This window comes from Shewanella sp. SW1, assembly GCF_025653545.1.
In the GTDB taxonomy this organism is placed as follows: domain Bacteria; phylum Pseudomonadota; class Gammaproteobacteria; order Enterobacterales; family Shewanellaceae; genus Shewanella; species Shewanella oncorhynchi.
Genome location: NZ_JAKKSG010000019.1, coordinates 1 through 23,752 on the forward strand (window position 1 = coordinate 1; position 23,752 = coordinate 23,752).

Annotated in this window: 21 protein-coding genes and 3 tRNA genes; 11 read left to right on the top strand and 13 right to left on the bottom strand. The window is 45.2% G+C overall.

All coding sequences use genetic code 11. The annotated features are described in order from the left end of the window. A partial coding sequence (locus L5M71_RS16630) for a transposase (RefSeq protein ID WP_248943622.1) occupies positions 1 to 213 on the top strand: 213 nt, incomplete at its 5' end. Between the two features lie 271 nt (positions 214 to 484). Here L5M71_RS16630 and L5M71_RS16635 read toward each other — a convergent pair. The 4 genes from L5M71_RS16635 to L5M71_RS16650 form a co-directional block, all read right to left on the bottom strand. After that, positions 485 to 571 (bottom strand) — tRNA-Leu (locus tag L5M71_RS16635). A 49-nt stretch (positions 572 to 620) separates the two neighbouring features. Further along, positions 621 to 694 (bottom strand) — tRNA-Cys (locus L5M71_RS16640). Between the two features lie 24 nt (positions 695 to 718). Next, positions 719 to 794 (bottom strand) — tRNA-Gly (locus L5M71_RS16645). A gap of 373 nt (positions 795 to 1,167) precedes the next feature. Continuing rightward, the gene (locus tag L5M71_RS16650) at positions 1,168 to 2,601 is read right to left on the bottom strand and encodes a glyceraldehyde-3-phosphate dehydrogenase (protein WP_028759978.1); all 1,434 of its coding nucleotides are present in this window, start codon (positions 2,599 to 2,601) and stop codon (positions 1,168 to 1,170) included. Positions 2,602 to 2,804: 203 nt separating this feature from the next. On the opposite strand from L5M71_RS16650, the gene L5M71_RS16655 reads away from it, so the two are divergent. Then, positions 2,805 to 3,704, top strand: coding sequence for a DUF2989 domain-containing protein (locus L5M71_RS16655; RefSeq protein WP_263209405.1), 900 nt, complete (start codon positions 2,805 to 2,807; stop codon positions 3,702 to 3,704). A 201-nt stretch (positions 3,705 to 3,905) separates the two neighbouring features. Continuing rightward, a complete protein-coding gene (gap, locus tag L5M71_RS16660; protein WP_006081590.1) occupies positions 3,906 to 4,916 on the top strand; it encodes a type I glyceraldehyde-3-phosphate dehydrogenase in 1,011 nt (336 codons plus the stop codon). Between the two features lie 147 nt (positions 4,917 to 5,063). On the opposite strand, the gene nadA is transcribed toward gap, so the two are convergent. From nadA to astE, 5 genes are all read right to left on the bottom strand, one after another. After that, positions 5,064 to 6,146, bottom strand: coding sequence for a quinolinate synthase NadA (nadA, locus tag L5M71_RS16665; RefSeq protein ID WP_028759980.1), 1,083 nt, complete (start codon positions 6,144 to 6,146; stop codon positions 5,064 to 5,066). Between the two features lie 132 nt (positions 6,147 to 6,278). Then, positions 6,279 to 7,901 (bottom strand): dihydrolipoyllysine-residue acetyltransferase, encoded by a 1,623-nt coding sequence (locus tag L5M71_RS16670; protein WP_263209404.1) that lies wholly within the window; start codon positions 7,899 to 7,901, stop codon positions 6,279 to 6,281. A 9-nt stretch (positions 7,902 to 7,910) separates the two neighbouring features. Continuing rightward, entirely contained in the window at positions 7,911 to 8,888 is a 978-nt protein-coding gene (locus tag L5M71_RS16675) for an alpha-ketoacid dehydrogenase subunit beta (RefSeq protein WP_028759982.1), read from the bottom strand. Positions 8,889 to 8,891: 3 nt separating this feature from the next. After that, a complete protein-coding gene (locus tag L5M71_RS16680) occupies positions 8,892 to 10,070 on the bottom strand; it encodes a thiamine pyrophosphate-dependent dehydrogenase E1 component subunit alpha (RefSeq protein WP_006081586.1) in 1,179 nt (392 codons plus the stop codon). Positions 10,071 to 10,232: 162 nt separating this feature from the next. Then, on the bottom strand, positions 10,233 to 11,267 hold the full coding sequence (gene astE / locus L5M71_RS16685; protein ID WP_263209403.1) for a succinylglutamate desuccinylase: 1,035 nt from the start codon (positions 11,265 to 11,267) through the stop codon (positions 10,233 to 10,235). 330 nt (positions 11,268 to 11,597) lie between these two features. On the opposite strand from astE, the gene msrA reads away from it, so the two are divergent. Further along, positions 11,598 to 12,077 carry a peptide-methionine (S)-S-oxide reductase MsrA gene (msrA, locus tag L5M71_RS16690; RefSeq protein ID WP_105252470.1) on the top strand — a complete coding sequence of 160 codons (480 nt, stop codon included), beginning with the start codon at positions 11,598 to 11,600 and terminating at the stop codon, positions 12,075 to 12,077. A 116-nt stretch (positions 12,078 to 12,193) separates the two neighbouring features. On the opposite strand, the gene pgm is transcribed toward msrA, so the two are convergent. Both pgm and seqA read right to left on the bottom strand, forming a co-directional pair. After that, positions 12,194 to 13,846 carry a phosphoglucomutase (alpha-D-glucose-1,6-bisphosphate-dependent) gene (pgm, locus tag L5M71_RS16695; protein ID WP_263209402.1) on the bottom strand — a complete coding sequence of 551 codons (1,653 nt, stop codon included), beginning with the start codon at positions 13,844 to 13,846 and terminating at the stop codon, positions 12,194 to 12,196. Between the two features lie 82 nt (positions 13,847 to 13,928). Continuing rightward, entirely contained in the window at positions 13,929 to 14,471 is a 543-nt protein-coding gene (gene seqA / locus L5M71_RS16700; RefSeq protein WP_006087176.1) for a replication initiation negative regulator SeqA, read from the bottom strand. A 297-nt stretch (positions 14,472 to 14,768) separates the two neighbouring features. Between seqA and L5M71_RS16705 the strand changes: the two genes are divergently transcribed. The 6 genes from L5M71_RS16705 (at position 14,769) to efp (ending at position 18,632) form a co-directional block, all read left to right on the top strand. Continuing rightward, positions 14,769 to 15,545, top strand: a complete 777-nt coding sequence (locus tag L5M71_RS16705) for an alpha/beta fold hydrolase (RefSeq protein ID WP_263209400.1) — start codon at positions 14,769 to 14,771, stop codon at positions 15,543 to 15,545. Positions 15,546 to 15,646: 101 nt separating this feature from the next. After that, positions 15,647 to 15,868: a DUF2788 domain-containing protein gene (locus L5M71_RS16710; RefSeq protein ID WP_006081578.1), complete on the top strand. Its 222-nt coding sequence runs from the start codon at positions 15,647 to 15,649 to the stop codon at positions 15,866 to 15,868. A 10-nt stretch (positions 15,869 to 15,878) separates the two neighbouring features. Continuing rightward, on the top strand, positions 15,879 to 16,151 hold the full coding sequence (gene ybfE / locus L5M71_RS16715) for a LexA regulated protein (RefSeq protein ID WP_006081577.1): 273 nt from the start codon (positions 15,879 to 15,881) through the stop codon (positions 16,149 to 16,151). A 54-nt stretch (positions 16,152 to 16,205) separates the two neighbouring features. After that, positions 16,206 to 16,733 carry a flavodoxin FldA gene (gene fldA / locus L5M71_RS16720; RefSeq protein WP_006081576.1) on the top strand — a complete coding sequence of 176 codons (528 nt, stop codon included), beginning with the start codon at positions 16,206 to 16,208 and terminating at the stop codon, positions 16,731 to 16,733. Positions 16,734 to 16,844: 111 nt separating this feature from the next. Further along, positions 16,845 to 18,026, top strand: a complete 1,182-nt coding sequence (gene earP / locus L5M71_RS16725; protein ID WP_263209398.1) for an elongation factor P maturation arginine rhamnosyltransferase EarP — start codon at positions 16,845 to 16,847, stop codon at positions 18,024 to 18,026. A 45-nt stretch (positions 18,027 to 18,071) separates the two neighbouring features. Beyond that, a complete protein-coding gene (gene efp / locus L5M71_RS16730; protein ID WP_105252465.1) occupies positions 18,072 to 18,632 on the top strand; it encodes an elongation factor P in 561 nt (186 codons plus the stop codon). Between the two features lie 131 nt (positions 18,633 to 18,763). Here efp and L5M71_RS16735 read toward each other — a convergent pair whose 3' ends face one another. After that, a complete protein-coding gene (locus tag L5M71_RS16735) occupies positions 18,764 to 20,098 on the bottom strand; it encodes a glutamine synthetase family protein (RefSeq protein ID WP_263212435.1) in 1,335 nt (444 codons plus the stop codon). Positions 20,099 to 20,394: 296 nt separating this feature from the next. After that, a complete protein-coding gene (locus L5M71_RS16740) occupies positions 20,395 to 21,777 on the bottom strand; it encodes a Na+/H+ antiporter NhaC family protein (RefSeq protein WP_113939692.1) in 1,383 nt (460 codons plus the stop codon). A gap of 753 nt (positions 21,778 to 22,530) precedes the next feature. Between L5M71_RS16740 and L5M71_RS16745 the strand changes: the two genes are divergently transcribed. Then, positions 22,531 to 23,745 (top strand): pyridoxal phosphate-dependent aminotransferase, encoded by a 1,215-nt coding sequence (locus L5M71_RS16745; RefSeq protein WP_105252462.1) that lies wholly within the window; start codon positions 22,531 to 22,533, stop codon positions 23,743 to 23,745. Positions 23,746 to 23,752 lie beyond the last annotated feature (7 nt).

The window sequence follows — 23,752 nt, forward strand, 5'->3', positions numbered from 1 at the left end:
GGGAAATCTGTTATTCCAAGGCGCCGCTATAAGAATACACCTCAAGAAAGAGTCGATTGGTGCTTATATCGGTATCGACATTTAGTGGAGAATGCTTTTGGAAGAATTAAGCACTATCGAGCAATATCAACAAGATATGACAAGCTAGCAAGAAATTACGCCAGTATGGTGTCACTGGCGTTTATGTTAATGTGGCTGCCGATGTATTGCTGAACAACATTTGTACAGCAAAGATCAACAGACCCTAGCCAAATAGTGACATTATTTAAATAAAGCGATTTACAACATCTAGATCACAAAATCACTCAGTTTTGTATTGTAGAAAAGAAACAGGTCAGAAGTCGCAATACTGAATGAGTAAAATAGTAGGCTTGGGCCTGACCAATCTATAGCTGTAGTGATACTAGATTAAGAATCATGAAATGTGGGTGTAGAAGTTATAAAGCAAAAAAGCCCTGACATCAGTCAGGGCTTTTCTGTTTTTTGGTACCCGAGGCCAGACTTGAACTGGCACGCTGTTACCAGCGAGGGATTTTAAATCCCTTGTGTCTACCGATTCCACCACTCGGGCAAACTCTTTATATTAACGACGGGAATCGTGTCATTAATACTTTAATCTATGGAGGCGCGACCCGGAGTCGAACCGAGATCGACGGATTTGCAATCCGCAGCATAGCCATTCTGCCATCGCGCCCAAACTGCCAAATTTATTAAAATTTGGAGCGACATATCGGGTTCGAACCGATGACCTATACCTTGGCAAGGTATCGCTCTACCAACTGAGCTAATGTCGCCTATCATTGCGCTTAATCATTTGAACTCATGCTCGGCATGCTTTCCCCTGACTGCGGATTGGCATTCTACCGATTTAGACCTCAGAGTCAATCAACAATTTTTAAAAAATGATCTAAGCCGCATCGTTTGCCCAATAAACCGCCACACCTCAGTAAAGTTGATGTTTCATTCATCAATTTAGGCTTTTTACCGATACTAATGCCGATGCTACCGCTAATTAAACGCGGCAGATAAACAGGGGATCATGGTGAGTTATGGAGTCGAGTCCAATAAAATTGTAGAAGTATAGAAAAACAAAAGCGCCCTATTGGGCGCTTTATTCAAAGGTTAGGCAAAGTTATTAATCACTCAAGCAAAAACTACGTGGGCAATTTACGCAGGTAGTGATAGCGTCGTTAAACCTAACATAGTTTGCATTACGCCAACCACTTGGCAACTGTAACCAAATTCGTTGTCATACCATACATAAAGAATGGCACGCTTGCCTTCTGCAATAGTCGCTTGTGAATCAACCACACCCGCGTAGCGAGAACCCACTAAATCGCTCGATACAATCTCAGTAGAGTCTGTGTAGTCAATTTGATTTTGCAGTGGTGATTGTAGCGCCGTATCTTTCAGATACTCGTTAAGCTCATCTTTACTGGTTTCAGCATTCAGGTTCATGCTGATGATCGCCATAGAGACGTTAGGCGTCGGCACACGAATCGCGTTACCTGTTAACTTACCAGCTAATGCAGGTAAAGCTTTAGCAACCGCTTTTGCTGCACCCGTTTCAGTGATCACCATGTTTAATGGTGCACTACGGCCACGACGGTCAGCAGTATGATAGTTATCAATCAGGTTTTGATCGTTAGTATAAGAATGAATCGTTTCAACGTGACCATTCTCGATACCATATTTATCATTCACAGCTTTCAGTACTGGCGTAATAGCATTGGTGGTACAACTCGCCGCAGAAACGATAATGTCTTCTGGGGTAATATCACCTTCGTTCACACCGTAAACGATGTTCTTAATCGCGCCTTTTGCAGGAGCCGTCAGTAATACTTTGCTGGCACCTGGGCTCTTAAGGTGTAAACCAAGACCCGCTTCATCTTTCCAAATACCTGTGTTATCAACAATCAATGCATCATTGATGTCGTATTTAGTGTAATCCACTTCGTCGGGTGAATTAGCATAGATCACTTGGATATAAGTGCCGTTGGCTATGATGGCGTTGTTCTCTTCGTCAACTTCAACAGAGCCATTGAAAGGACCATGGACTGAGTCACGACGCAGTAAACTCGCGCGTTTTTCTAAATCGCCTTTCTTACCGCCACGTAAAACGATAGCGCGTAACCTTAACTTATTGCTGCGACCTGTGCGTTCAATCAGCAAGCGTGCCAATAAGCGACCGATACGGCCAAAACCATAAAGCACGACGTCACGCGGCGCGACATCATCGGCATGGTCGATGGCATCGGCCAATTCTTTTGCCATATAGCTTTCAATTTCGCTGACATCAGTATGGTCGCGCCAGTAATTAACTGCGAGTTTACCAATATCCACTTTACATTGTTTAACTGCGAGTTTGCTCAAAGCTTGAACGAAGGGGAAACTCTCGCGTAAACGTAATTTTTCACCGACATGACGACGAACTAAACGGTGCGCTTTAATGATTTCAATCGTAGAAGCATTGAGTAACGGCTTGCCGTAGACCACGACTTCAACGCCTTGGTTACGGTACAACTTGCCTAACAAAGGCTGCATCGCCTCTGCCATTTCAAAACGTTCTTGCCAACTTTGTAGGTGTTTATCAGCGCTCATTTACAGATCCTTTATCTCACTTTTCAATAAAATGTACTGAAAGGTTTGAGTAACATGACGAAAAGACCAATAATCTAATGCGGGTTTTAGGGAAAACCCTGTTTTGGTCGGCGCCATTGTAATGAAAGTCGCGCTTTGTTGCCAGTAAGATATTTTCTGTAAATCTGTAATTTTATTAGAGAAATTATCGTTTGGAGAGTGTTTTGAGACAAAATCTAGTAATAATTACATCATTTACCTTAGGGATGAGCTTTTTCGGTCTTTTCGGTTGTGATAATGACCGAAATATCTCAGCAATTTGTAAAAATAATCCTGAAATTTGTGCCGATTTGCATAAGGATAGCTGGTGTTTGACTGAAAAGACCAAACTTATCCAAAACCGCTACATGTTAAAAGACAACGAAAACCTCACAGGTAAGCAGCTCTACTCACAATTAACCTACCTTGAGGATTACAGCCGTTGCATTGAACTCGCCTCTGGCGTTCAGCATATCATCCACACCAATCGCACAGCTGATAGAGCCAGAGCCTTTAGACTAAGCACTCAAAATTTAAGTTTACTACAAGATCAAACCCGTGAACGGCAAGACCCTTTTATGTCCTATTACCAATGGACTCGCTTTGGCGATACCGCAGCGTTAAATAGATTATTAGAACAGGAAAACGCCGGCGAAGTGACCGACCCCTTTCTACTTGCCCAAGTCGCAACCTATTACAGCAATCGAAATGCCATCAAAGCGCAACAACTCTATCTTAAAGTCTTTGCGGAGATCCATTACGATGATTTCGACGTTAACTGGTTACTTGGGCTCGCATCTGCCTATCGCCAGCAACAAGTTTTAGATAAATCCTATATGCTGACGAAAGCAAATTTACTACTTACGCAGCAGAAGTATTCTGAGGAAAAAATGCTAGCCTTGCTCGGTGGCAATAAGACGTTGGCAACTGAACTCGATTTAAAAGCCCAAGCCCTTATCGATACGCTAAAAAAAGGCACTTATTCTATGAGTCCAGTAAGACAATGGCTTGATCCTCAAGCGGTTGCCCAAGCGCCAACTGAAACTGAGGTGGTGCCGCCTGCGCCTGTCGAAAAAACAGACTAAGCAATCGATGGCAAAATGTTTGCCATCTTGTAATTTTTTACCCAATTAACGCATGAAAAATGGCGATTTCGCGACCGATGTAAAAAAAATACCTAATTTGTTAATCAAGACAGCGGTAAAATGCCGATTTAACTTGACGATAGCTGTCAGTTTGGTAATTTTACTACCAGTTGAATTTTATAATCACCAGAGGGATATGAGATGACTATCCGTGTAGCAATAAATGGCTATGGCCGTATCGGTAGAAACGTATTACGCGCCTTGTACGAAAGCGAAAAAGCTTATCCAATCAAGATTGTCGCTATTAATGATTTAGGCGACGCTTCAATCAACGCCCACCTGACAAAATACGATTCTGTTCACGGTCGTTTCAATGCCAAGGTTGACCATGATGCCGAAGCCATTTATGTGAATGGCGATAAGATCCTCACTTTCCAAGAACGTGATCCTGCAAAACTGCCATGGGCTGAGTTGCAAGTTGACGTGGTTTTCGAATGTACCGGTATCTTCACTTCTAAAGAAACCGTTCAACCACATTTAACCGCTGGCGCGAAGAAAGTGATTATTTCTGCTCCAGGCAAAAACGTCGATGCCACAGTTGTTTACGGTGTGAACAACAACGTGCTGACGTCAGACATGACAGTGATTTCAAATGCTTCTTGTACAACAAACTGTTTAGCCCCTTTTGCTAAGCCGCTAAATGACGAGATTGGTATCGAATCAGGCCTGATGACCACCATTCACGCTTATACCAACGATCAACGTTTATCTGACGTGTACCACACAGATTTACGTCGTGCCCGTGCTGCGGCACTGTCAATGATCCCAACTAAAACTGGCGCAGCAGCTGCTGTAGGTTTGGTTGTACCTGAATTACAAGGTAAATTCGACGGTTTAGCGGTTCGTGTACCTACAGTTAACGTATCACTCGTGGATTTATCTTTCATCGCTGCCCGTGATACGACAGTTGAAGAAGTGAATGCCATTATTGAACGTGCTGCCAGCGTTGCGCCATTGAGCGAAGTGTTAGCAGTAAACAAGGAGCCATTGGTGTCTATTGACTTTAACCACAATGCGTTTTCTTCAAACTTTGACGCCACTCAAACCCGTGTGAACGGTCGTTTAGTGAAAGTGATGTCTTGGTATGATAACGAGTGGGGATTCAGTAACCGTATGTTAGATAACGCGGTTGCACTGATGAACGCAAAGTAATCTAGTCACTAGATTCCGCGTTACTCAATTAAGCCTCGCATTTGCGGGGCTTTTTATTGTCTTAAATTTGATGAAACAACAGACATAAAAAATCCCCACGCTATGGTAGGGATTTTTATTAGGCTGAAGAAAAGCTAAATAATGCGCTTAGGCATTACCCTTCACTTTCATATTCAGTGTCTTGGCAAAATCCAGCATACGCGTCAGCGGAATAAGCGCCTTAACTCTTAAGTCTTCATCCACAAAAATCTCATGGGTGGTTTTATCGCTGTCGGCGAGTGACGCTTCAATTGCCTGCAAACCGTTCATCGCCATCCAAGGACAGTGGGCACAGCTCTTACAGGTTGCGCCATTTCCGCCCGTTGGCGCTTCAATTAAAATTTTACCTGGCGCCGCCTGCTGCATTTTATAAAAAATGCCGCGATCGGTTGCCACGATAAAACGCTCATTTGGCATTGTCTGCGCCGCTTTGATCAGCTGACTGGTTGAGCCAACCGCATCGGCCATTGCCACCACACTGGCTGGCGACTCAGGGTGCACAAGAATCGCCGCATCTGGGTAAACGCTTTTCATATCGCGCAACGCGTTCGATTTAAACTCGTCGTGAACGATACAATCGCCCTGCCACATCAACATGTCGGCGCCCGTCTGCTTGGCAATATAGCTGCCTAAATGACGGTCTGGTCCCCAAATGATCTTTTTGCCTTCGCTGTCTAAGTGCTCAACGATTTCGAGAGCAATGCTTGAGGTCACCACCCAATCGGCGCGCGCTTTAACCGCAGCCGAGGTATTGGCGTAAACCACCACAGTATGATCTGGGTGCGCGTCGCAGAAAGCGCTGAACTTATCAATCGGACAACCTAAATCCAATGAACAGGTCGCTTCAAGGGTCGGCATTAGGATAGTTTTTTCAGGGCTCAAAATCTTGGCGGTTTCGCCCATAAACTTGACCCCAGCAACGATCAAGGTTTTTGCTGGGTGATCGCGGCCAAAGCGCGCCATTTCTAAGGAGTCTGAAACGCAGCCGCCAGTCTCTTCGGCAAGGGCTTGGATTTCAGGATCGGTATAATAGTGGGCAACCAGAACGGCATCTTTTTCAATGAGCAGTTGCTTGATACGCGCCTTGTAATCGGCTTTTTGCGCATCGGACAAAGGCACTGGTTTAGGCGGAAACGGGTAATCAATGGTTTCTATTGTTGGAGCAAATGGGCTGGGGGCTAACTGACTCATAACACATCCATCAGGATAACTACGTTCGGGAATTATACGTAATCGGGATCAAAAGATTAACCCATTTGTGCAAAGCAAATAAAAAAGGACGCTTTTAGCGTCCTTTTAGTGTCAGTTATTCGTGCCAGCGGCTTAGCGCATCGCTAATAACATCTCTTGAGGCTGCTCAAGATACTGTTTCCACAGATTACAGAAGCGAGCAATCGTACCGCCATCGATCACTCTATGGTCACCTGACCAGCTCACTTGCATGATTTGGCGAGCTTCGACTTCCCCTTTCGCGTTAAAGCGCGGTAGGGTTTGCAACTTACCTAAGGCCACAATCGCCACCTCAGGTTTGTTGATAATAGGCGTCGCCACTGTGCCACCTAAGGCGCCAATGTTAGAGATGGAAATCGTGCCGTCTTTCAGATCCGCTGGCGCCACGCGGCCGCTGCGGGCTGCTTGGGTCAGACGGGTGATTTCTGCCGCCACTTCTAAAATACTCTTGTCCTGCACATCTTTGATGTTAGGCACTAAGAGACCGACTTTAGAATCCACCGCCATGCCGATATTGTGGCGCGCCTTGTAAGTCAGCTCAGTACAATCCGCATTCACTTGGCTATTCATCACAGGGAACTGACTTAACGCGAGCGACATCGACTTCATGAAGAAAGGCATCATGGTCAGCTTCACTTCATCTGACGAATACTTCACTTTCATGCTTTCACGCAGTGCAACTAAGTCTGTTAAATCAAACTCTTCGCAATAGGTAAAGTGCGGAATGCTCGATACAGATTCCACCATCATGCGTGCCATCACAGCTTTTACGCCGCGAATCGGCTCAACCGTGTCAGCGCGTTGAGTCACTGTCGATGTTGGAACTTGGGTTTGAGATGTTTGAGTCGCTTGAACTGACGCCTCTTTTACCTGAGTCGTACTTGGAGCAGGAATATTGCTCGCGCCTTGTTGGAAGCGAGTGATGTCTTCCTTATAAACACGGCCATGCTTTCCTGTGCCAGGTACTTGGCCCAAATCGATATCTAATGACCGCGCCATCCGACGAACCGCAGGGCTGGCTAAAGCTTTACCTTGGCGAGCAGGTTCTGCACTCACAATCTGTGCTGTTGGTGCCGCATTGACCACAGTATCAGTATTTGTTGTCGCCGTAGGTACAGATGCCGCATGCTCAACTTCAATAGCAAATAAAGGCGCATGTACTTTAGCTAGCTGACCTTTGCGATAATGCAGTTTGGCAATTTTACCCGCTTTAATGGCAGGAATTTGCACCAGCGCTTTATCTGTCATCACGTCGGCAATCGGTTGATCTTCCTCAACCCAATCACCTTCGCTCACTAACCATTCAACGAGTTCACATTCAACAATGCCTTCGCCGATATCCGGTAGCAAGAATTCTTCAATGCTGACGGATGAACTAGATGACGTATTGGCAGTTGTTGCAGCCACAGGCTCAGTCACTTTTGCAGTCGTCGCAGCAGGTTCAGTCGCAGATTCTTCACCTGCGATTTCAACGGCACCTTCAATTTGTACGGCATAAAGCGGCGCATGCACTTTCGCAATATCGCCTTTGGCGTAATACAGTTTAGTGACCACACCCGCAAAAGGCGCAGGGATTTGAACGAGTGCTTTGTCTGTCATGACATCGGCAATCGGTTGATCTTCAACGACTGTGTCGCCTTCTTTGACCAACCATTCAACCAACTCACACTCCACTACACCTTCGCCAATATCCGGCAAAATAAAATCTTTAATCATACCGGACTCCTAGAAGGTCACTGATGCTTTGATGGCTTCAAACGTTTTGAATGCATCTGGCATGTATTCTTTTTCATGAATGAGTGGGTACGGGGTATCTAAACCACAAACGCGGCTGATGGGCGACTCTAGATACAAGAAGCATTCTTGCTGAATCGTCGCCGCTATCTCACCAGCAAAACCACCGGTTAATGGCGCTTCATGGTTAACCAGTAAACGTCCGGTCTTTTTGACTGAATCGGCAACGGTATCGATATCCCAGGGTGACAAGGTGCGTAAATCGATAACTTCACAGGAGATCCCTTCTTTAGCGGCCATATCGGCGGCTTTTTCAAGGATTTCCATTTGCGCGCCCCACGCCACTAAGGTGATGTCTTTACCTTCGCGAACCACTTCAGCCTTACCCAGTTCAATTTCATAATCGCCCGCGGGCACTTCGCCAACCGATGCGCGATATAAACGCTTAGGCTCAAAGAAGATCACCGGGTTTTTGTCACGGATTGACGCCAACAGCAGGCCTTTGGCTTGCTCAGGGTTGCGTGGCACAACGACTTTTAATCCCGGCGTCTGGGTAAAATAGGCTTCAGGTGATTGCGAGTGATAATGGCCACCCGCAATACCGCCGCCATAGGGCGTACGGAACACTAATCCACCTACATCGAACTCATTACCGCTACGGTAACGGAACTTAGCCGACTCGTTAACGATTTGATCAAACGCCGGAAAGATATAATCGGCGAATTGAATTTCAGCCACGGCGGTCATGCCATTTGAGGCTAAACCATTGGCAAAACCGGCAATACCTTGCTCTGTCAGCGGCGTATTAAAGCAGCGAGCGCGACCGAATTTTTCTTGAAGACCGGAGGTGGCGCGAAATACCCCGCCAAAGTGGCCCACATCTTCACCAAAAACCACCATGCGCTCATCGGCTTGCATGGCGATCGACAAGGCCTCATTGACGGCCTGTAACATATTCATTTCAGCCACGGCTTATAGTCTCCCTGCACTTTTTGGATAGGCTTGCGGATATTTCTTGATATGTTCTTTAAGATCGGCAAGTTGCTTTTTCAGCACTGGCGTCGGCTTGTCGTACACATCTTCAATAATTTCATCCAGCATAGGCACAGGAATTTTTTCAGCCACTTTTACCGCAGCCAATACTTCTTCACGATATTTCTCATGCAGTTTCACATCATCCGCTTCAGCCAACCAACCTTTGTTGATAAGCCATAATTTGAAGCGTTTAACCGGATCGTGTTGCTGCCACTTGGCTTCTTCATCTTTCGAGCGATAACCAGAGGGATCGTCTGAAGAAGAGTGCGCGCCGAGACGGTAAGTCATGGCTTCAATCAGCACAGGTGCATTATGCTCAATCGCATAGGCGCGGGCTTGCTGAGTTGCGGCTAACACGGCCAACATGTCATTACCATCAACACGAATGGTGTGCATGCCATAACCGACACCACGGCTGGCAATACCGTTACCGGCAAACTGCTCTTCAGTGGGGGTAGAAATCGCGTAGCCATTGTTACGACAGAAGAAAATCACTGGGCATTTCAGTACCGCGGCCATGTTTAGACCGGCATGGAAGTCCCCTTCCGATGCAGCGCCTTCGCCAAAATAACAAACCGCGACTTTGCGCTTACCTTGCATTTTTAAGCTGTAGCCCACACCAGTCGCCTGCGGGATTTGCGTGGCTAACGGTGACGAAATCGTTTGATAATGCAATGCCGCACTGCCGTAATGGATTGGCATTTGGCGACCTTTACCAAGATCTTTCTCGTTACTGAACATCTGATTCATAAACTGTTCAGTGGTAAAGCCGCGATAACGCAGCGCCGCATGCTCACGATATTGTGCGAGGATCACATCTTCTTGATCGAGTGCGGCCACACTGCCGACAATCGCCGCTTCTTCACCCGTACAGGTCATGTAGAAGCTGATGCGTCCTTGACGCTGGGCGCCAAGCATACGTTCATCAAGTACCCGAGTGAATACACAGGTATCGTAAATTTTAGTGGCTAAGGTTTCATCTATCACAGGCAAAACCGCGGTTTCATAAGTGGTGCCGTCGGCTTGTAGAATTCGAAGGATAGGAATGTGTAGCGATGCCTTATCCAAGAAGCCGACACGGTGCACTGTATCAGTGTTGAGTGTTGCTTTGCTCATATTGTGCTCTTGTTATCTCATTACGCATCAAAGCGTTTTGATGCGTCTGTTTATACGAATATGCCCGACGAACATTACGTTAACGTAAACTACCTATCAACCATTGGCATAGCTCAAACCACAAGTTATCCCTGCCACGCATGTATATATTGCTTTACAAGCCTAACGCACGTCCGCATTCACCGCAGGGATCAGGCAAATCACAGTGCGATTGCCAATAGGCACTTTGGCATTAGGGAACACGACAGACTCAAACTCATGTTCCACTTTAATTTCTTGCCCACCTTCCCGCGCTAAAACAAAGCCCTTCGGGAAAGATCTGAAGTTTTCGACATCAGTTGCGAAGGTAAATTCAAAATCATCGAAATGTTTATTGATGACGCGGCACACTTGGTACAAGTTAACCTTATCGGCATCAAATGCATCCAGCTCCAACGGCTTAGCGGTGATCAAGCGCATGAACATTTCATGGGTGGCGATAAAACGCGTCATGTCGTTCTGCCCCATGGGATACACTTTGCCAAGCTCAATGGTAAAGGCATCGGCACCGTAGCGTTCAGAGGAAAAATAGCTGAAGGTCGTGGTCGGTTCATGGTGGAAAAGTACTGTATCGACGCCGCTTGCGGCTAAAAGCATAATTTGCTCGCCGCTAAAGGCGCGCCCAGGACGATAGGGATAGATAGCGAACTTTTCATGCTTCGAGGCGCGCATCGCCGTGTGCAGATCATAATGGATGCGCTGACGTTCATCGGCAACCGCAGTATAAAAACGATCGACATAGGCTTCGAGTTTTTTCGCGCGTACTCGCTCAGGGTTCACTAACCCTGGTGGATTGGAATGCTCACCACTAAAGAGACGATTCATGTTTTCGTCAATAATCCGCGTGCCGTTATTAATCGCTAATGGGTTACCAATGAGAAATAAAGTGCGCTGCTTTGCGATGATCTTTTGCTGTAGAAGTTGTTTAATTAAGCTATTGCAGAGTTCAATGGGCGCGGTCTCGTTACCGTGAACACCGCAGGAAAGCACAATATCTTTTCCTTCATTCTGTATTGGTTCGAAAACAATAACACCGGTATCCCACACTTCCACTTGAGTATGATCGCCTAAGTTAAATGAAAATTCGCCATCGAACTGTTCAGGATGGGCTAAGGTGAGCGCTAAAAAATCCTTTGAATCTAACAGAGCTTGTAACACAGAATTCTCCTTATAATGATGTGTAACAGTATTGGCGCAATAGCATAAGTACAGGCAGTAATAACCACTTAAGCATTTATCTCACTGCGGTTAGTCTCACTCGCACCTAAAAAACGGCTTCAATACTAACACATGTTTTTAGTGCTGTTCTCAGACATTTATTGCCGTAGGACCCAGTTTTAAGCGGAATGACATTCAACTAAGCTGATTGTTAAATTCTTAGGACATTCCCTAAGAATTTCCCATGATAAATATTCCAGCTTGAGGCTTGCTTTTGCACTCAAGTTTTATCACAATCCTTAGCCATCTAGACTTCTATTGGATTTAATTATGGCGTTAGCAACCTTTGGTGCCGGCTGTTTCTGGGGCGTAGAGTATTTTTTTAGACAAGTGAACGGCGTATCCAATGCCACCTGCGGCTATATGGGCGGCAATAATGCGGCGACGAGCTATGAAGAAGTCAAAAAAGGCAAAACGGGCCATGCCGAAGTGGTGCAAGTGGAATTTGACCCTGCCCTTGTCAGTTATGAAGACTTGCTCGATGTATTTTGGAAAAACCATAATCCTACGAGTCTGAACATGCAAGGCGGAGATATTGGCACTCAATATCGCAGCACCATTTTCTTCCACGACCGTGAGCAAAAAGCGGCCGCAGAAGCCTCAAAGTTAGCTTTTGCCCGCTCGGGCCGTTGGGGATTACGCCATATCGTTACTGAAATAGTGCCACTTCAACAGTTCCATGTGGCTGAGGAATATCATCAAAATTACATCGATAAGAATAACTTACCGAGTTGTCATATCGAGTACTAAATACGGTCAAATCAGTATTAGATCAACTACTCACAGCTGAATTAGACACAAACAAAAACGCACTCAAATCTGAGTGCGTTTTTTATTTTGAGACGTTAGCTAAACCTACTACTGCATTAAGCGTTTAGCGCCTTATCAATTAATGCCTGCGCATCTTTGATGATCTCAGCCAAATGCTGCTCACTGATAAAACTTTCGCCGTAGATTTTAAATAACGCTTCAGTGCCCGATGGACGCGCCGCAAACCACCCATTAGCTGTGGTAACTTTGATGCCGCCAATCGCCGCATTATTGCCTGGCGCATGGGTTAACACGTTTTCGATTGTCTCACCTGCAAGCACAGTGGCATTTAAAGTATCGGCATTGAGCAAAGCAAACTTGGCTTTGTTTTCAAGGCTGATTGGGCTATCGATACGCTTATAGAAACTTTGGCCAAATTGTTTTACTAGCTCTTGATGGCGTTGACCTGGGGTTTTACCTGTCACCGCAAGGATCTCTGCGGCAAGTAACCCTAAAATGAAGCCGTCTTTATCTGTGCACCATGTACTGCCATCACGGCGTAAAAATGCCGCGCCAGCACTCTCTTCACCGCCAAAGGCGATTGTGGCTTCGGCTAAACCGTCGACAAACCACTTAAAGCCCACTGGCACTTCGAGTAACTTTTTGCCGTGGAAAGCACAGATTTTATCGATAAGCGCACTCGATACTAAGGTTTTACCTATGGCTAAGGTATCGCTCCAATCTGGTCTGTGTGTCAGTAAATAATCGATAGCGACCGCAAGATAATGATTCGGATCCATCAAACCCGTACCAGGGCAAACTATGCCGTGACGGTCATAATCGGGATCATTACCAAGGCATAAATCAAAGGATTCTTTATGGGCGAGTAAACCTGCCATCGCATAGGGAGACGAGCAATCCATGCGGATTTTGCCGTCTTTATCCAGCGGCATAAAGCTAAAGCTTGGGTCAACTTTATCATTAACTAACGTGATATCGAGCCCATAACGCGCGGCAATCGGTGCCCAGTAGAAAATACCCGAACCACCGAGTGGATCAACACCGATACGCAGCTTAGCCTTAGCAATCGCCTGCATGTCGATGACATTATCTAAATCAGCCACATAGGGTGTAATCAAATCAATGGCGTTGACATAGCCTGATGCCAGCGCTTCGGCATACGCTAATTTTTGCACGCCAACTAATGCTTGGCGCAAGTAATCATTGGCTCGCGATTCAATCCAAGCCGTGATATTACCTTCGGCCGGTCCACCATGGGGTGGATTGTACTTGATGCCACCGTCCTGAGGAGGATTATGGGAAGGCGTAATGATCAAACCATCGGACAATGCCGCACCCGTAATATTGGCTTCGCGATTGGCGCAAATCACCCCATGGGACACCACTGGCGTTGGCGTAAATCCGTCGTTCTGTTGGATTTTCACTGTGACTTTATTTGCCGCCAGCACTTCAATTGCCGATAAATAAGCGGCGTAGGATAACGCATGGGTGTCAATACCGAGGATCAACGGCCCATTAATATTCACCGATTGGCGATAATCCACCACAGCTTGGGTAATCGCCCAAATGTGTTGTTGGTTAAAACTGCCATTGAAAGCGCAGCCTCTGTGCCCAGAAGTGCCAAAGGTGACGCGTTGTTGTACGTCATCCATATTTGGCGTGATGCTATAATAATGGCTCATCAGTTTTGGAATATTAACCAGATCCGTCTGATTAGCGATTTGTCCTGCCCTTTGATGTATTGCCACCTTTGGCTCTCCTGCACTTAATTACAATTAAAAACAATGACTAAACTTAGCTCAACAACTGATGAAACGGCTCACTGGCAGATTAAACGCGCTCGGCGATGCCCGCAGCAACCGTTGCATCACAGCCAAATTGCACTAAGACTTCGGATAAAATGGTGCGTTTCTTGGCGGTATTGTTGTTGCTTGTTACCCAGAAACCACTGGTACCGATCTCTTTAGGATTCGCCGATGCGCTCGCTTCCAGTAATTGCTCTTTCGAGCGGGCAAAATACAAACGATCGCGCCCTTGGATCTGCAGAATTTGCGAGAACTGCTCTGGGGCTAATTGATACAGACTTTCGAGCAAAAAGAGGAAACGCCCTACCGCGCCTTTTTGTTGCGATAACAGATGTTCATCGACTAAGCGACTGAAGTCATTCACAGCAGGTGCCGCTTGCACCGCAACAGCTTGAATCGGCTCAGCCTCTAAACTTGGTTGGCTTATCGCCAAAGGCTGAGGTGGTTCGACCGCATCGACGGACAGGCCGAGTAATCGACGAAGAATGTCAGAGGCGCTCTCACCAATACGTTCTGTTTTGCTGGCAATATGACGATAGAGCTCTTCATCAACTTCGATATATTTCATAACCTTAATTATCCTTTGTTATTCGACAGGCTTAACCGAAAAAAGTGTATCACAGCGATCGAGGCAGATCATTGCGATCGGTTACCAGTGTATCCATGTCTATCAATCTGATAAAGCGCCATTATTCTAAAAATGCGTGAAATAGCACAGCAAACTAGCAGATAATCGACAATTGCCGAAAAAGCGCCCAAGTTAATCGCCGCATACACGCCAAAGTAGCAACTGACTTGTCAAGCCAACGGCATTAAGGGCACAATTCGCGCCACGTTAAGCTAAACATATCCAACAGGAATCACCATGAACTTTGTTTCTACAGGCCAAGGACCCGCAGTGCTCTTGATCCACGGCTTGTTCGGCAACCTAGATAACCTCAAAGGCCTAGGGCAAGTATTAGAAAGCCAGTATCAGGTTATTCGTGTCGATGTGCCCAATCATGGTTTAAGTGAGCATTGGGATGAGATGGATTACCCTCGCCTCGCCACGGCCATGGTTGAATTACTCGACGAACTGGCTATTGAACGCGCCCATATAGTGGGTCACTCCATGGGCGGTAAAATCGCCATGGCGACAGCGTTAGCTCATCCAGAGCGCATTATCAGCATGGTGGCAGCCGATATCGCCCCCGTCGCCTATGAGCCAAGACACGACACAGTGTTTGCGGCATTAGAAAGCCTGCCCTTAGAAGGCCATACCGACAGACGCTTTGCCCTAAACCACTTAATTGACAATGGTATTGACGAAGCAACGGCACAATTTTTACTCAAAAATCTACAACGCACGGATACTGGCTTTCGTTGGAAAATGAACTTAAGTGGCCTAAAGGCTTGTTATCTTAATATTATTGGCTGGCAAAATCAGATGCCAAATCCAGTACAAAGCTATGCTGGACCAAGTCTGTTTATTCGCGGCGGCGACTCAAATTATGTCACTAGCGAGCACAGAAGCGCTATCATGGCGCAATTCCCCGCGGCACAGGCAAAAACACTTGAGGGATGTGGTCATTGGTTGCATGCACAAAAACCCGCCATTTTTAACCGGATCGTGTCTGAATTTATTGACAAACATTCAATGTAAATCAGCAGCAAACTCGACCGAAAGCATATGGCAGCCGCCATCTTGTTGTGATATATTCGCGCCTCTTTTGGCCTTAGAACACTCTCAAGGACTAAGAAAGTATGTTATCTCAGTACATGGAACAAATTGAAACCATCGGCCTGAACCTGTTTTTTGCCTCGATATTTTTCTTTATCGGCATGGCCATCCACGATGTGCTTAAACAAGGTAACGTGCCAAAATTTGGTCGATTTATTGTTTGGTTAGTGTTATTTCTCGGCTGCGCCGGGTTTATTGTAAAAGGTATTATCCAGATCACTTGGGAAGGCTCAGGGATCGGTTAACAATAAGAACATGGCAAAAGAAGCAACTGACAGAACCACCATTGACCTTTTTGCCAACGAAAAGCGCCGGGGCCGACCACGTAGCAATCCTTTGTCCCGTAGCCAACAGCTTAAGGTCAACAAACGCAATCAAATCCAGCGCGATAAAGCCAACGGATTAAAGCGAATAGAGTTAAAGGTGTCACAAGATTTGTATGACGCCTTGAATGAGCAGGCATTGGCCAGTAACATCAGCCGTAGCCAGTTAATCGAATTAATTCTTCAGCAACAAGTTGAGTGCTGAACGAGTACCAGCAAGATTAACCTAATAAGTGAACTAGACATTAAAGGATAGACAATGGCAACTGTAGGTCTTTTTTTCGGTAGCGACACAGGTAACACCGAAGCTGTAGCCAAGATGATCCAGAAAAAACTGGGTAAAAAAATGGTTGAGGTGAAAGATATCGCCAAAAGTACCAAAGAACAGATTGCAGAGTATGACTTGCTGCTGTTCGGCATCCCGACCTGGTATTACGGTGAAGCGCAATGTGACTGGGATGATTTCTTCCCTGAATTAGAGCAAATTGATTTTACTGACAAACTTGTCGCTATTTTTGGTTGTGGTGATCAAGAAGACTACGCTGAGTATTTCCTTGATGCCATGGGCATGGTTGGCGATATTGTTCAGGCCCGTGGTGGCATCATCATCGGCCATTGGCCAACTGCAAGCTACAATTTTGAAGCCTCTAAAGGTCAAGTCGATGACGACCACTTTATTGGTTTAGGTATCGATGAAGATCGCCAACCAGAGCTGACTGAAGAACGTGTTGATGCTTGGGTTAAGCAAATTTACGAAGAAATGTGTTTAGCTGAATTAGAAGATTAATTCTGTTAACCATTTGATTAAAGCGGCTTAACGCCGCTTTTTTTATGCATATATTTCTACTTGTTGCAACTATCTACTTGTTGTAACTTAGAATAACGACATACCACACTCATGACCAACACACCCAGCTCCACCCATTGGGATATCTTTTGTACCATCGTCGATAATTATGGCGATATTGGCGTCACTTGGCGTTTAGCAAAACAAATAGCCAATGAGTATCAGATCCCTGTTAATCTGTGGGTCGACGACCTCGCAAGCTTCTCGCATATCTTACCGACACTCGATCCACTAAAAGCCACTCAAACCTTCAATGGTGTGAATATTATTCATTGGACAGAGCCTTTGCCTATAGCGTTTTTTGCAGGATCTGTGCTCATCGAAGCCTTTGCCTGTGAATTACCCGAACAGGTAAAAGAGCATCTGATTTATTTATATCAGAACGCTCCAAAATCTGTACCTGTTTGGCTGAATTTAGAGTATTTAAGCGCAGAGGATTGGGTTGAAGGCTGCCATGGTCTGCCATCGTTACAAGCCAATGGTTTGAAAAAGTATTTCTACTTTCCCGGTTTTAGCGCCAAAACGGGTGGACTCATTTGCGAGCAAAATTTGTTTGCAGAGCGTGATGCTTGGCAAGCTGATACTGCCAATAAATTGCAGCTTTTTACTGATCTAGGTCTTAAGGACATTCAGGCACAAGACACAGTGATTAGCGTTTTTAGCTATGAGACCGAGGCGCTACCCGCATTATGTGAGTTATGGCAGCAATCGGCAGAAAAAATCCATGCGCTAATCCCCAAGGGGCGTAGCTTAAACAGTCTGACGCATTTACTGCCCTGTGATATTACCGCACTCGTTCCGGGCCAACAGATAAATCATGGCAATTTGACTCTGCACATTTTGCCTATGACAGGTCAACAAGGCTTTGATCGCCTGCTCTGGAGCTGTGATTTTAATATTGTGCGCGGCGAAGATTCTTTTTTACGTGCCCAATGGGCCGCAAAACCCTTCATTTGGCACATTTATCCCCAAGAAGATGATTATCACCTCGTAAAATTAGAAGCTTTTCTCAAACTTTACTGCGATAATCTGCCACCTAAAATTGCTTGTTATTGGTCTGAATTGAATCTCGCGTTCAACCAAGCACTGCAATCAGCCGTGAGCCTTCACTGGCAAAACCTTAATCCTGTTAATTTGCCCTTGTTGCATCACCATGCTAAACAATGGCCAATTAATGCATTAAATGCTGCAGATCTCGCTACTCGACTAGTTCAGTTCGTTAAAAACAGCTAAGATACTGCGCGAAAACAGAAAAATCTAAATATAGGAAATAGTGTAATGAAAACTGCTCATGAAATCCGTCCTGGTAACGTGATCATGTTAGATGGCAGCCCATGGGTTGTGCAGAAAACTGAAACAACTCGTTCTGGCCGTAACGCTGCTATCGTTAAGTTAAAGTTGAAAAACTTACTGCTTAACTCTGGTACTGAAACGACTTTCAAAGGTGAAGATAAGTTAGAAGACATCATCCTAGATCGTCTTGACTGCACATATTCTTACTTTGCAGATCCTATGTTTGTATTCATGGATGCAGAATACAACCAATACGACGTAGAAGCTGAAAACCTAGGTGATGCAGCGGCTTATATCGTTGACGGTATGGAAGAAACTTGCCAAGTGACTTTCTATGATGGCAAAGCTATCTCTGTTGAAATGCCAACCACTATCGTACGTGAAGTGATCTACACTGAGCCTTCAGCTCGTGGCGATACTTCTGGTAAAGTGATGAAGCCAGCGACTATCACTGGCGGTGGCACAGTGAGTGTTGCTGACTTCGTGAAAGTAGGCGACAAAATTGAAATCGACACTCGTACTGGTGAATTCAAGAAGCGCGTTTAATCGCCCTTCTCGTTTCCAGACGAAGAAAAGCCAGTGCTTGCACTGGCTTTTTTGTTGCTATTTTTAAGACTCTTGAGTCATTTAAGGGGTTAAAACTTTTATAAGTAATAATTCCCTTATTCATAAAAGCGTTAGCATTGCGGCCCTAAGAAACGTCGCTCCCAAGCCCCTATCTCACTCAAATAACTTTGGAATTCAATTTCCTTCACCGATACAAAGCCAGTGACAAAATCATCCCCGAGTAAGCGTCGTGCCGAATCACTTTGGCGCATTTGCGTTAACGCAGCTAAAAATGTCTGTGCTAGGTCATGGCTGCTATCGTAGGCGCTCCCGGTTTCTGGTGCACTTGGCGATAATTTTTCTTCCATTCCGGCAAGGCCCGCTGCCAAAGATGCGGCAATCATCAGGTACGGATTGGCATCGGCGCCCGCAATACGGTTCTCTACCCGTCTCGCCACCGGAGCACTTAATGGCACACGTAGGCCAGTGGTGCGATTATCAACGCCCCAACTTAAATTAATCGGCGCTTGACTGCCGGAAATGTAACGTCTAAATGAATTGATATTGGGTGCGAATAACAACATTAAATCCGGTAGATACTTTTGTAATCCGCCGATGTAGTGGTGAAAATGGTCAGTGTCGCTACCACCAGCATGACTGAAAATATTATTGCCTTTATCATCCACCACACTTTGATGTAAATGCATAGAACTGCCGGGTTGACCCGCTATGGGTTTTGCCATAAAAATCGCATTCAAACCATGTTTTATGGCGATTTCTTTCGCCGCGTATTTAAACATAAAGGCTTGATCCGCTAAGGCCAGCGGATCGCCATGCACTAAGTTAATTTCATATTGCGATAGCCCCATCTCATGGATCCAAGTATCACCTTTAATCCCAATCGCATCGATGGCGGCATTAAACTCATCCCAAAATGGCGCGAGTTCATTGAGCATATTCATGCTAAACGCGGATTGACCATTTTCAGCTCGGCCACTTTTTGAAATGGGCGCCTGATACGGCACACTCGGATCGGTATTCGCCTCCGTAAGATAAAATTCAATCTCGGGTGCCACCACAGGGGTTAACCCCAAGGCTTGGTAACGGGCCAACACATTTTTTAACATAGAGCGCGGCGCAAATGGACATAAATTACCATCCAGTAATACGCAGTCATGGATGGCAAATGCGCGCGGCACTGTGCTCCATGGGATCATCTTGAGGGTGCTGTAATCGGGGACGAGTAAAAGATCAGGATCAGCATCAGGGAAAACAGGATCGTAGGAATACTCACCGGTAATCGCTTGCATCGAAATCGCTTGGGCAATACGTAATTCAGCACCCTGAGCAAAACTTCGGGCTGGCATAAGCTTTCCCCTTGGATAGCCTGAAATATCAGGGAATAAACACTCGACATCACGTATTGTGCCGTGCTCGAAAAACGCAGTAAGAAGAGTTGAGTCCATTTGATTCGTTTGCCACTAATGTTGAAAATAATGCCCTGAAGGATGCAAAGTATAATCAGGCTTTGATTTGAAAAGCTACATGGCGACGATGAAATATGTAAAATATAAATGACAATTCCGTAAAATATAATTTGACATCAGTTGAAAATATTCATTTAACAGTGTAATCGTGTTTATCCTAGTTCAAGCCTCCTCACTCTTTACTCACCTTTTACTCATTCTAGCCGCCTAACCCCATTACGGCAGACATAAAAAAACCAGCCGTAGCTGGTTTTTTATATTAATCGTGACAAAAGTTATGCAATCACAATAAAGCCGATAAATGCTATTACTGCTGCGATAAGTGCATAAGGTAACTGAGTCACAGCATGGCTCACTAAGTTACAACCTGAGCCTTGGGCGGCCAATACGGTTGAATCTGAGTAGAAGCACGCTTGGCTACCAAATGATGATGCAGACAATAAGGCCCCAATGACTAATGGGATGTCCGCCCCAACCGCTTGCGCTAATGGCATCACGATAGGAATCGTCACGGCAAATATACCCCAGCTCGAACCTGTGGCAAATGCGAGTATAGCCATAGATAAGAACACTACCGCAGGCAGCAATTTAGGTGTCATAAATGGGCTTAATGACTCAATGACATACTGCGGCAGTAACAACTGATCGCACACATCCTTAAACACAAACGCCGCAATCACAGTGCTAATGGCCGGTAGCATGCTTTTAAAGCCATCGATCATTTGGTCCATCATCTCTGAAAATGGCATCAAACGCTGCACTGCATAATAAGGAATCGTGATAACTAAGGTCGCCAGCAAGCCTTTCCACACGTCGATATCAAAGTACACGGTAAAGGCAACTAACAAACCAATAGGCACTAAAAAGTTATGCAGTTTGCCCTGATTATCGGCGTGCTTAAATTCCTCTTCTATGGCTTTAACCGCATATTCATCCGAAGTTTGAACTTGGTCGAAATCCACTTGCGCTTCCGCGGGTTCACCTTGGGCAGCGCGCAGCTGCGCAGTCTTCATTGGACCAATGGCGGGCACAATACCTAATGCGACAAGTAGCACCATAGCCACAGCTAACCAAGCATAAAGCATGTAAGGAATGGCTTGCATATACACTGCAATGCCTTGACCTTCGGCTGCCACACCGTTATCCACCAGTAATCCACCAAAAAATACCGCCCAAGTCGATAATGGCACTAACACGCACACGGGCGCGGCGGTGGAGTCCACGACATAGGCGAGCATTTCACGGGACACTTTAAATTTATCCGTTACACGCTTCATGGTTTCACCCACGGTCAACGCATTGAGATAGTCGTCGATAAAAATCACGATCCCAAGGATAAAAGTCATTAATAGGGAAGATTTAGGTCCTTTCGCCAATTTAAGTGCATTGCGGCCAAACGCTAAGGCGCCGCCAGTTCGTACTAAAAGTGCGATGAGCGCACCAAAACCACCACACACCAGAATCAACCAACCTATGGTTTCATCGGCCATAACCTTCAATGACACACTAGCGAAATTGTTTAAGACTTGACTGGGATCGAGTAACAGGAAACCGGTTACCGCACCTATGATCAAAGATAAAATAGGACGGCGTAACCAAATAGCTAACACCAATACCACCAAAGGTGGAATGAGACTTAACGCTGTCGGTTCAGACATGCACTTAGGTCCTCTAAATAAATCGCCTAAAAGGCAAATGGTTTTAGAATAACGTCTGAAATCAACACGATTCAGAACGTCAACACAGCTGCTTCATGATGACTAACCCTGAAGATAAAACCCGCGAATTGCTTGCTATCTAAGGTGCCTTGCCAAAAACATCGCGCAGAAAATAAAACGCATCGAATATTGAGTCAACTATAAATTTAACTTGATAGGAAATAAATTTATTTCCCGCGAGACAATTTTACATAACCGTATAATCTAGAAGACTTTTAACGCCATTGTAACTTAAACATTTATGATCTTCTTAGCTTAATAAGCATTCAATAAATATGCCTAATTATCACAAGATAAAATGCCGCGGCATAAGTTTACCTTATCAAAAACATCTGATTAAAAATCAACCATTAAGTATCAGCTAAAATACATTTTCTTCTGTCACGATTAATATGGCTAATATAGAGAAATCAAATATGAGTCAGCTAATGAAAACGCATTTTCATCTTTCGAAATGAAAAAACATAAACAAGATTCCCCTACCAACCCAATAGATAAAAAATCTTAAAATCATGCCAATATCAGAACATAAAACTTGTTCAGATTTCTTTAATCGACTGTTAAAGCATATTTAACTGAGGGATATTTATAAAAAAAGCGCAATTCTGTGCTTATCCCCCCTTTCATCTGCAATGAAATTTCGTTATGGTGCGCTAACTTAAGCCAAAACTTTATGCATGTTCCGAGGTGTAAATGCGCCCTATCATCAAATCCAACAAGCTGGATACCGTTTGCTATGACATCCGCGGCCCAGTGCACAAGGAAGCCAGACGTTTAGAAGACGAGGGGCATCGAATCCTCAAACTCAACATTGGTAATCCGGCCCCCTTCGGTTTCGAAGCGCCTGAAGAAATTGTGCGCGATGTGATCCTCAATTTACCCAGTGCCCAAGGCTACTGTGAGTCAAAAGGATTATTCTCTGCCCGTAAGGCCATAGTGCAGCATTATCAAGCCCAAGGGATTTTTGGTGTCGATATTGAAGATATCTATATAGGTAACGGCGTTTCAGAACTCATTATGATGGCAATGCAAGGCTTGCTAAATACCGATGATGAGATCTTAATCCCCTCACCAGACTATCCCCTGTGGACAGCAGCGGCGAATCTCGCGGGCGGCAAGGCTGTGCATTATCGCTGCGATGAAGAAGCGGACTGGTTCCCCGATCTCAACGACATTAAAAGTAAAATTTCATCACGTACCCGCGGCATAGTGCTGATTAACCCGAACAACCCAACCGGAGCGGTATACAGCAGAGAATTACTGCTGCAAGTGGTTGAACTGTGTCGTCAACATGATCTGATCCTTTTTGCCGATGAAATTTACGATAAAATTTTATACGATGAAGCCAAGCATATTCCTGCTGCGGGTCTATCAGATGATATTTTAACTGTTACTTTTAACGGTTTATCAAAGGCTTATCGTGCAGCAGGATTTCGTGTTGGTTGGATGATGTTATCTGGCAATCTTAAGGCTGCTAAAAGTTACATCGAAGGCTTAGAGATGCTGTCCTCGATGCGCCTCTGTGCAAACGTGCCCAATCAACATGCAATTCAAACCGCGCTCGGCGGTTATCAGAGTATTAACGAGCTTATTTTGCCTAATGGCCGCCTCACAGTTCAAAGGGATGCCTGTTATGAATTACTTAACCAAATTCCAGGTGTGAGCGTTAAAAAACCAAAGGGCGCACTCTATGCCTTCCCTAAACTGGATATGAAGAAATTCAACCTAAGGGATGATGAGCGTTTAGTGCTGGATTTGCTCAGAGAAAAGAAAATTCTGTTAGTGCACGGCACGGCCTTTAACTGGCCTGAGCCTGACCATTTACGAGTGGTTTTCTTGCCCTATAAAGAAGATCTGAAGAAAGCATTTACTGAGTTTGGCGCCTTCCTCGAAAACTATCGACAGTAAAATATCC

Excerpts from the sequence above, each read along its gene's own strand:
- L5M71_RS16650 (WP_028759978.1), bottom strand. The coding sequence starts at position 2,601 with ATGAGCGCTGATAAACACCTACAAAGTTGGCAAGAACGTTTTGAAATG.
- gap (WP_006081590.1), top strand. The coding sequence starts at position 3,906 with ATGACTATCCGTGTAGCAATAAATGGCTATGGCCGTATCGGTAGAAAC.
- nadA (WP_028759980.1), bottom strand. The coding sequence starts at position 6,146 with ATGAGTCAGTTAGCCCCCAGCCCATTTGCTCCAACAATAGAAACCATT.
- L5M71_RS16670 (WP_263209404.1), bottom strand. The coding sequence starts at position 7,901 with ATGATTAAAGATTTTATTTTGCCGGATATTGGCGAAGGTGTAGTGGAG.
- L5M71_RS16680 (WP_006081586.1), bottom strand. The coding sequence starts at position 10,070 with ATGAGCAAAGCAACACTCAACACTGATACAGTGCACCGTGTCGGCTTC.
- msrA (WP_105252470.1), top strand. The coding sequence starts at position 11,598 with ATGGCGTTAGCAACCTTTGGTGCCGGCTGTTTCTGGGGCGTAGAGTAT.
- seqA (WP_006087176.1), bottom strand. The coding sequence starts at position 14,471 with ATGAAATATATCGAAGTTGATGAAGAGCTCTATCGTCATATTGCCAGC.
- L5M71_RS16705 (WP_263209400.1), top strand. The coding sequence starts at position 14,769 with ATGAACTTTGTTTCTACAGGCCAAGGACCCGCAGTGCTCTTGATCCAC.
- L5M71_RS16710 (WP_006081578.1), top strand. The coding sequence starts at position 15,647 with ATGTTATCTCAGTACATGGAACAAATTGAAACCATCGGCCTGAACCTG.
- ybfE (WP_006081577.1), top strand. The coding sequence starts at position 15,879 with ATGGCAAAAGAAGCAACTGACAGAACCACCATTGACCTTTTTGCCAAC.
- fldA (WP_006081576.1), top strand. The coding sequence starts at position 16,206 with ATGGCAACTGTAGGTCTTTTTTTCGGTAGCGACACAGGTAACACCGAA.
- earP (WP_263209398.1), top strand. The coding sequence starts at position 16,845 with ATGACCAACACACCCAGCTCCACCCATTGGGATATCTTTTGTACCATC.
- efp (WP_105252465.1), top strand. The coding sequence starts at position 18,072 with ATGAAAACTGCTCATGAAATCCGTCCTGGTAACGTGATCATGTTAGAT.
- L5M71_RS16735 (WP_263212435.1), bottom strand. The coding sequence starts at position 20,098 with ATGGACTCAACTCTTCTTACTGCGTTTTTCGAGCACGGCACAATACGT.
- L5M71_RS16740 (WP_113939692.1), bottom strand. The coding sequence starts at position 21,777 with ATGTCTGAACCGACAGCGTTAAGTCTCATTCCACCTTTGGTGGTATTG.
- L5M71_RS16745 (WP_105252462.1), top strand. The coding sequence starts at position 22,531 with ATGCGCCCTATCATCAAATCCAACAAGCTGGATACCGTTTGCTATGAC.